The sequence below is a fragment of the Achromobacter sp. genome, from assembly GCF_049647645.1.
Classification (GTDB): Bacteria; Pseudomonadota; Gammaproteobacteria; order Burkholderiales; family Burkholderiaceae_B; genus Achromobacter.
This window is the reverse complement of the sequence record NZ_JBARYB010000304.1, coordinates 1-6,033: the sequence shown is the minus strand read 5'-3', so window position 1 is coordinate 6,033 and position 6,033 is coordinate 1. Positions and strand designations below refer to the sequence as shown.

The window sequence follows — 6,033 nt, the reverse complement described above, 5'->3', positions numbered from 1 at the left end:
CCCATCCCACCCTGGAGGGCCAAGCATCATGATCGGCGAATTCAATCTTTATGGCGTCTATTTCCCCTGGCTGCTGGTGCTGGCCGTGGTGACCCTGGGCGTGGCCTGGGCGGTGCGCCGCGTGCTGGCCCGCGCCGGGCTGTACCGCCTGGTGTGGCACCCCGCGCTGTTCGACCTGGCGCTGTTCGTGGTGCTGCTGTACGGCATATCCCTCATTTCCCCCTATTTACTCCAGAGATAAGCATGAAACTCCCCAACGCCCTGCGCCCCGCAGCCATCGGCAAGTTCGCGGTGACCGCCGTCGTCGTCGCCGCGGCCGCCTACGCCGGCTGGCAGCTCTGGGTGCACTATGAAGTCGAACCCTGGACCCGCGACGGCCGCGTCAAGGCCTACGTGGTGCAGGTTGCGCCGGATGTCTCCGGCTTGGTGACCAGCGTGCCGGTGCGCGACAACCAGGACGTGAAAGCGGGCGACGTGCTGTTCGAAATCGACCGCGCGCGCTTCCAGCTGGCCTTTGATCAGGCCCAGGCCTCGGTGCGGTCGGCGCAGGTGGCGCGCGACCAGGCGGTGCGCGACGCCAAGCGCAACCGCTCGCTGGGGCAATTGGTCGCCGCCGAGGCGCTGGAACAAAGCCAGACCAAGCTGCAGCAGACCGAGGCCGCGCTGGCCCAGGCCGAAGTGCAGCTCAATACCGCGCGCCTTAACCTGGACCGCAGCCGGGTGCTGGCCGTCAACGACGGCCGCATCACCAACCTGGACCTGCGCGCCGGCTCCTACGCCACCGCTGGCCGCGGCGTGATGGCGCTGGTGGATTCCAGCTCGTTCTACGTCGAAGGCTATTTCGAGGAAACCAAGCTGCCCGGCATCCGCGAGGGCGATCCCGTCACGGTGACGCTGATGGGCGATTCGCACCATATCCGCGGCCACGTGGAGAGCATTGCCATGGGCATCGCCGACCGCGACCGCAGCACCGGCGCCAACCTGCTGCCCAACGTCAATCCCACGTTCAACTGGGTCCGCCTGGCGCAGCGCATTCCGGTGCGCGTGAAGATCGACGACGTGCCCGAAGGCGTGCGCCTGGTGGCCGGCCAGACCGCCACCGTGTCGGTGGATTCCGGCCCGGCCCATGCGCTGAACGAGACCCACCAGCCGTCCTGACCGCTGCTTTTTTCCCACCCTTCATCCTTATCGACGCACAGCCGTAACTGCCATGAACACCAGACACCTCCTGCCGCTGCTGCTGGCCCTGACGCTAGCCGGATGCACCACCGTGGGCCCTGACTACCAGGTGCCTGCCGGATCGGTGGCCGAGCGGCGGAGCGCGCAGACGCCGTTCACGGAAGCGCGCAACGCCGCGTTCCGGCAGGACGCGGTGCCCGGCCACTGGTGGCGCCTGTACGACGATCCGGTGCTGGACGGACTGGTGGAAAAAGCCCTGGCGGCCAACACCGACCTGCGCGTCGCCAGCGCCAACCTGGAACGCGCCCAGGCCGCGGTGAAGGAAACCCAGGCGCAGCAACAGCCCACGATCGGCGTCAACGCCTCGCCCACTTTCGGCCACGTGTCCGGCTTGCAGGAACTGCAACCCGGCATCGATCCGCCCAACCGCTGGTCCTATTCCATGGGCGCCAGCGTGTCGTATCAGCTGGACCTGTTCGGCCAGATCCGCCGCGCCGTGGAAGCGGCCAGCGGCGACGAGCAGGCCGCGCAGGCCGCCTACGACGCCACCCGCGTCACCGTGGCCGCCGAGACCGCCCGCGCCTACGCCAATATGTGCGCGGCCGGCATGCAGCTGGCGTCCGCCCAGCATTCGGTGCAAGTGCAAAAGCAATCCCTGGACGCGGTGGACCGGTTGCAGCGCGCCGGCCGCGGCACGGCGCTGGACGTGACCCGCGCCCGCAGCCAGCTTCAGCAACTGCAGGCCAACCTGCCGCCGTTCCAGGCCCAGCAGCGCACCGCGCTGTACCGCCTGGCGGCGTTGACCAGCCAAACGCCCGGCGAGATCTCGCCCGCGCTGCTGCAATGCGCCAAGGCGCCGCGCCTGACCGAAACCATCCCCGTGGGCGATGGCGCCGAGTTGCTGCGCCGCCGTCCGGACATCCGCCAGGCCGAACGCACGCTGGCGGCGTCCACCGCACGCATCGGCGTGGCCACCGCGGACCTGTATCCGAAGATCTCGCTGGGCCTGTCGGCCGCTTCGGGCGGTCCGGCCGCCATGTTCGGCGACCGCGGCACCTTCAGCTGGAGCGTCGGTCCGCTGATCTCCTGGACCATCCCCAACACCGGCGCGGCGCAGGCCCGCATCGCCGAGGCGCAGGCCAGCACCAAGGGCGCGGCGGCGCGTTTCGACGCCACCGTGCTGAATGCCTTGCGGGAAACGGAAAGCGCACTGGTGGTCTACGCGCGCCAGCTGGACCGCGACGCCGCCCTGCGCGCCGCGCGCGACCAGAGCGCCGAGGCCGCCTCGCAGGCCAGCCGCCTGTTCCAGTACGGCAAGACCGACTACCTGACCGTGCTGGACGCCGAACGCACCCTGGCCACCAACGAAAGCGCGCTGGCCGCCTCGCAGGCAGACCTCAGCAACGACCAGATCGCGCTGTTCCTGGCGCTGGGCGGCGGCTGGGAAAAATAATCAATGCACCGAGGCGCCGTCCGGCGGCGTCTGGTTCAGGCCCAGCGCGGCTTCCCAGCTGCGCAGCGGCACGCAGGTCTTCAGGCGCACGATGGCGCGCTCGATCAGGGCCGGATGCAGCGCATGCCCCACATTGCTGGCGATATCGATGGTCGAATCCCCATGCAGCTCGCTCAGGCGCGCCTGCGCGGCCTGGATGTGGTCCACGCTCATGATGGGATCGGCCTCGCCATGCAGCAGGTGCAGCGTGGTGTACTGCGGCGCGGACTTGGGCAGTTGGGCATAGCGGCCTGAAAACGCGATGACGCGGCCGGCCATGCCGTCGTGCGCCTGCACCAGTTCCAGCGCCATGATGGCGCCCTGCGAGAAGCCCGCCAGCGCCGTATCCGATTGCAGCAGGCCGAAGCGCGCCTGCGCCTGGCGCATATAGGCTTCCAGGGGCGGCAGCGCCCGCGCCACGCGCTCGGGGCGGTTTTCCTCGGTCACGCCGCGCACCGAGAACCATTGCCGGCCCTCGCCGCCGCCATCAAACGGCTCGAAACCCTGGGGCACCAGCACCGCCGCGCTGGGGAACGCCGCGCGCACCGCCTGCGCCAGGGGCTGCATGTCAGCGGGGGTGCCGCCCACGCCGTGCAGCAGGATGAACAGCTGGCGCACGTCGACGCCGGCATCGGGAAGGAATTCGATAGAAGAGGAAGACGCCATGAAACCGCTCCGTGCTGGCTGGGGCCGCCGAACAGCCCCGGAATAGCCGCATTGTAAAATGCGCGCCTTGAAGCAACCTTTGCCGCACCGCCACGGACCGGCTGGCTTGCGCGGCGTTGCCTGGCGGGCAGGCCCGCATGCCCGTGCCTGATGGTCCGCCGCCCCGGCAACTTCCTACCCCAGTAATGCAAACTCCGACGACAGAATCCGGCGCCACGCCTGCCGGCCAGAACCAGCTGCATCGCGTGCTCAAGGCGCGCCACCTCACGATGATAGCGTTGGGCGGAGCCATCGGCACCGGCCTGTTCGTGGCCTCCGGCGCCGCCATCGCCCAGGCGGGCCCGGGCGGCGCGCTGATGGTCTATCTGGCCATCGGCCTGATGGTCTACTTCATCATGACCAGCCTGGGCGAACTGGCCACCTTCATGCCGGTATCGGGCTCCTTCTGCACCTATGCCTCGCGCTACGTGGACGGCGGTTTCGGCTTCGCGCTGGGCTGGAACTTCTGGATCAGCTGGGCCACGGTGGTGGCCGTGGACGTGGTGGCCGCGCAACTGGTCATGGCGTACTGGTTTCCCGATACGCCGGGCTGGATCTGGAGCGTGCTTTTCCTGGCCCTGACCTTCGGCCTGAACGCCTTTTCCGCGCGCAGCTTCGGCGAGGCGGAATATTGGTTCGCCATCATCAAGGTCGTCGCCGTGCTGTGCTTCATCGGCGTCGGGCTGGCGATGCTGGCGGGCATCATCCACGGCGGCACGACGGTAGGCCTGGCGAACTGGACCATCGGCGACGCGCCCTTCGTGGGCAACGCGGCCACCTGGGTGGGCGTGGCGATGGTGGTGGCCTATTCCTTCCAGGGCACCGAACTGGTGGCCGTGGCCGCCGGCGAATCCGAGAATCCCCGCCGCAACGTGCCGCGCGCCATCAACCACGTGTTCTGGCGCATCCTGCTGTTCTACGTGCTGGCCATCCTGATCATCGGCCTGCTGCTGCCCTATACCGACCCGCAACTGCTGCGCAACGAAGTGGAAGACATCGCGGTCAGCCCCTTCACGCTGGTGTTCCAGCACGCGGGGCTGTTGTCGGCCGCCACCGTGATGAACGCGGTGATCCTGACCTCGGTGCTGTCGGCCGGCAATTCCGGCATGTACGCGGCGACGCGGATGCTGTTCAACATGGCGGTGGAAGGCCAGGCGCCCGCCCTGTTCCGGCGCGTCACCCGCAGCGGCGTGCCACTGTACGCGCTGATGGCCACCGCGCTGCTGGCCTGCCTGTGCCTGTTCAGCCTGGTATACAGCCCCAAGGCCGTCTACATCTGGCTGCTGAACTTCGCCGGCATGACCGAATTCATCGTGTGGCTGAGCATCGCCGTCAGCCATTACCGCTTCCGCCGGGGCTATGTGAAGCACGGCTACGACACCGCCGACCTGCCCTACAAGGCCGGCTTGTTCCCCTTCGGCCCGCTGCTCGCCTTCGTCCTGTGCCTGCTGGTCACGCTGGGCCAGAACTACCAGGCCTTCCTGCAAGACCGCATCGACTGGATCGGCGTGATCTCCACCTACCTGGCGATCCCGCTGTTCCTGGCCTTGTGGATCGGCCACCGGCTGGTGCGCAAGTCGCACTGGATCCGGTACGAGGATATGCGGTTTTATGGGTTGGATCTGGATCGTGCGGCGGGTGTGCAAGCCTCGGTATCTACGGTGGAAGGCGCGCGGGTTTAGGTCTTGATCCGTATGCCTGGACACGACCAGGATCGTATCCAGCACAGCCCACCCCTCTGCATCGAAAGATGTACGGGTGGGTTTTCTTTTGGGACTCGCGCGTCACGCCAGGGATTTCCTCCATAGGGTCCGCCCCCTTTAACTACTGTATATTCATACAGCTATAATGGCTCATCGGCCACTTCAACCGGTTCTTTTCCTCCCGGAAACCGATTTGCCATGCAGTCCCCAGAACGTATCCATCCCGCGTTGTGGCGCGCCACCCAGTTGGCCCAAAGCGCCGCCCGCACCCTGCCCACCGGGCATGCCGCGCTGTCCGCCGAGCTGCCGGACGGCGGCTGGCCGCTGGGTTCCCTGATCGAATTGATGGCCCCGCATCCGGGCATCGGAGAAATCCGCCTGCTGCGTCCGGCCTTGGCCCAACTGGAGACCCGCCGCGCCATCGCCCTGGTGCAGCCGCCGCACGCGCCCCACATCGCCAGCTGGATGAGCTGGCGGCTGGATCCGCGCCAGTTGCTCTGGGTCGCGCCGGAAAAACCCGTGGACGCGCTCTGGGCCGCCGAACAGATCCTGAAGAACGGCAGCTGCGGCGCCCTGATCTGCTGGCTGCCCCACGTGCGCCCCGAATCCCTGCGCCGTCTGCACCTGGCCGCCCAGGCCAGCGACCTGCTGTTCATCGCCGTGCGTCCCAGCAGCGCGGCGCAGAACGCCACGCCCGCGCCCTTGCGGCTGGCGCTCGCGCCGGCTGCGGGCGGCCTGTCCGTACACATCCTGAAGCGCCGCGGGCCCGCCTGCGACACCCCCCTATACGTGGGCCTGGACTCCGGCGCCCTCACTCCTGTTTCTCCCCGCCATGCGCCTCTGGATCGCCGCCTTCCTGCGCTGCCTGCCGCTGGACGCACTGCGCCCGCACTGGCCGCTTGAGGGGCAGGCGTTCGCGGTCCTGGAACAGGAACGCGTCGCTGCCCTCACGCC

Annotated in this window: 6 protein-coding genes; 5 read left to right on the top strand and 1 reads right to left on the bottom strand. The window is 68.2% G+C overall.

All coding sequences use genetic code 11. The annotated features are described in order from the left end of the window. Positions 1-28: 28 nt before the first annotated feature. Genes WBB14_RS34115 through WBB14_RS34105 form a run of 3 tightly spaced genes read left to right on the top strand, consistent with a single transcriptional unit; the run spans position 29 to position 2,632 of the window. On the top strand, positions 29-241 hold the full coding sequence (locus WBB14_RS34115; RefSeq protein ID WP_424243666.1) for a DUF1656 domain-containing protein: 213 nt from the start codon (positions 29-31) through the stop codon (positions 239-241). A 2-nt stretch (positions 242-243) separates the two neighbouring features. After that, positions 244-1,158, top strand: a complete 915-nt coding sequence (locus WBB14_RS34110; RefSeq protein WP_424243665.1) for an efflux RND transporter periplasmic adaptor subunit — start codon at positions 244-246, stop codon at positions 1,156-1,158. A gap of 52 nt (positions 1,159-1,210) precedes the next feature. Next, complete coding sequence (locus tag WBB14_RS34105; RefSeq protein ID WP_424243664.1) at positions 1,211-2,632, top strand: efflux transporter outer membrane subunit; 1,422 nt, start codon at positions 1,211-1,213, stop codon at positions 2,630-2,632. Here WBB14_RS34105 and ypfH read toward each other — a convergent pair whose 3' ends face one another. Further along, positions 2,633-3,337, bottom strand: a complete 705-nt coding sequence (gene ypfH / locus WBB14_RS34100) for an esterase (protein ID WP_424243663.1) — start codon at positions 3,335-3,337, stop codon at positions 2,633-2,635. A 185-nt stretch (positions 3,338-3,522) separates the two neighbouring features. On the opposite strand from ypfH, the gene WBB14_RS34095 reads away from it, so the two are divergent. Beyond that, positions 3,523-5,058: an amino acid permease gene (locus WBB14_RS34095; protein ID WP_424243662.1), complete on the top strand. Its 1,536-nt coding sequence runs from the start codon at positions 3,523-3,525 to the stop codon at positions 5,056-5,058. Positions 5,059-5,277: 219 nt separating this feature from the next. Continuing rightward, complete coding sequence (imuA, locus tag WBB14_RS34090; protein ID WP_424243661.1) at positions 5,278-5,982, top strand: translesion DNA synthesis-associated protein ImuA; 705 nt, start codon at positions 5,278-5,280, stop codon at positions 5,980-5,982. Positions 5,983-6,033 lie beyond the last annotated feature (51 nt).

Coding starts and splice junctions, on each gene's coding strand:
- WBB14_RS34095 (WP_424243662.1), top strand. CDS start 3,523: ATGCAAACTCCGACGACAGAATCCGGCGCCACGCCTGCCGGCCAGAAC.
- WBB14_RS34115 (WP_424243666.1), top strand. CDS start 29: ATGATCGGCGAATTCAATCTTTATGGCGTCTATTTCCCCTGGCTGCTG.
- WBB14_RS34105 (WP_424243664.1), top strand. CDS start 1,211: ATGAACACCAGACACCTCCTGCCGCTGCTGCTGGCCCTGACGCTAGCC.
- WBB14_RS34110 (WP_424243665.1), top strand. CDS start 244: ATGAAACTCCCCAACGCCCTGCGCCCCGCAGCCATCGGCAAGTTCGCG.
- imuA (WP_424243661.1), top strand. CDS start 5,278: ATGCAGTCCCCAGAACGTATCCATCCCGCGTTGTGGCGCGCCACCCAG.
- ypfH (WP_424243663.1), bottom strand. CDS start 3,337: ATGGCGTCTTCCTCTTCTATCGAATTCCTTCCCGATGCCGGCGTCGAC.